The sequence below is a fragment of the Streptomyces sp. P5F9 genome (assembly GCF_057961495.1).
This window is the reverse complement of the sequence record NZ_JBXVPZ010000866.1, coordinates 1-1,719: the sequence shown is the minus strand read 5'-3', so window position 1 is coordinate 1,719 and position 1,719 is coordinate 1. Positions and strand designations below refer to the sequence as shown.

1 protein-coding gene and 1 pseudogene are annotated in these 1,719 nt (G+C 72.1%); both read right to left on the bottom strand.

The window, feature by feature from the left end; genetic code table 11:
• A pseudogene (locus tag AC31A1_RS50990) lies at positions 1–411 on the bottom strand (hypothetical protein); the annotation flags it as partial.
• Positions 412–494: 83 nt separating this feature from the next.
• Positions 495–1,719, bottom strand: a 1,225-nt coding sequence (locus AC31A1_RS50985; protein WP_489659843.1) for a hypothetical protein, incomplete at its 5' end; no start/stop codon positions are given.

Here is a 1,719-nt window from a genome sequence, read left to right as displayed (position 1 = left end):
CGCCGGGGTGGCCGCGGGGGTGCCCTGGACGATCTCGACGACGGCCTCGCTGCGGCCCGAGCCGTCGTAGGCGTCGTCGTAGATCCGCAGGACGAGCAGGTCGATCCGGCCGTACTGGGCGTCGCCGTCGGCGAAGGTGACGTTCAGGTACTCGGTCAGTGCGACCGGGTAGGCGCCGCGGCTGTCGGTGGACTGGACGACCGCGCGGCCGGGGCTGACCGAGGCGCTCATGCCGCTCGCGGTGCCGGTCAGGGTGAAGCCGCTGATGCGGAACTGGCCGTCGGGGGAGCCCGGCAGGATGCCGGAGCGGGTGGCGACGGGCGAGGTCGGGGTGAGGGCACCGAGCGAGACGAGCCGGGTGTCCTCGCGGGACTGGCTGTCGGGGGACAGCCAGCCGGAGCGTACGGGCATGGCTAACTCCGTTCAGGAGGTGGAGAGTTGGGTGGCGTGCGGCAGGCGAGCGGGTCTACGCGCGGGTAGCTGGTGTCGAACCGTCACGACGCGGACTCGTACGTGCCGTGGATCGACAGCAGGTCACCGGCCGCCCAGGCGTAGGGCAGCGACTTGTCCCAGATGCCGGTGCTGGTGGCGGAGGTGTCGCGCAGCGAGCGGACGTAGCCGACGCCGCTGGTCGACGCGAGCAGGCCGCTGCCCTGGTAGAACAGCAGCGCCGAGGAGTCGTAGGCTTCCGCGCTCAGCACCCGGCCGTCGAGCTTCCACGCGGTGCCGTTCGGTGCGAACGGCAGCCGGAACGTCCAGTTCGCGTTGGCGTCCTGGGCGGCCAGGTTGGTCGTCGAGCCGATCTTCAGGTAGATCCGGACGTGGACGACTGTGCCAAGCTTCGCGTACGACCCCGCCAGCGTGCCGTTGCCGATCACGGGCGCGGTGCCGGTCTCGGCGCCCCACACCGGGGTGTAGTCCGTCCAGGTCGGCGCGGGCAGGTAGTTGACCCAGGCGGTGCCGTTCCAGCGTTGGAGTACCCCGGCGGAGGTGTCGCGGTACTGGCCGGTGTAGCTCGCGGTGGTGACCGCGCCGGCCGGGGCGATGCCGCCCAGGGCGCTCGGGTACGACACCCAGGCCGAGCCGTCCCAGCGCTGGAGCGCGCCGCCGGAGTCGCGGAACTGGCCCGGGTAGGCGCCGTTGCCGGTCTCGCCGTACGCGGGGAGGATGCCGCCCACCGCCACGACGGGGGTGCGGAGGTCGGTGGCGTCGGTGCTCCAGGTGATGCCGCCCTTGCCCGCGCTGATGCCCGCCGCGACCCTGACCTGGTAGAGGGCGAGGCCGATGCCGGGAATCACGGGGGCGGTGGGGGTTGCGGCTGGGGTGCCCTTGATTATTTCCAGGGCGGCCTTCGTCTGGCCGGAGTTGTCGTAGAGCGAGTCGTAGATCCGGAGGACGACCAGGTCGATACGGGGGTTGGTGGCGTCGCCGTCGGAGAAGGTCAGGGCGGACGGTTCGGGCAGGGTGACCGGGTAGGCGCCCCGGGTGGCGCCCGCCGCGATGACGGCGCGGCCCTCGTGGACGGTCGCCGTCATCGCGCCCGCCGCGCCCTCCATCCAGAAGCCGGACATGCGGTAGAGGCCGTCGTACGAACCGGGCAGGATGCCGGAGCGGACTTCCAGGGGGTTGACGGGGGTGGTCGCGCCGAGCTGGGTCAGGCGGGTGTCCTCGCGGGTCTGGCCGGTCTCGGCCACCCATGAGCTGCGGAGGTTCATGTAC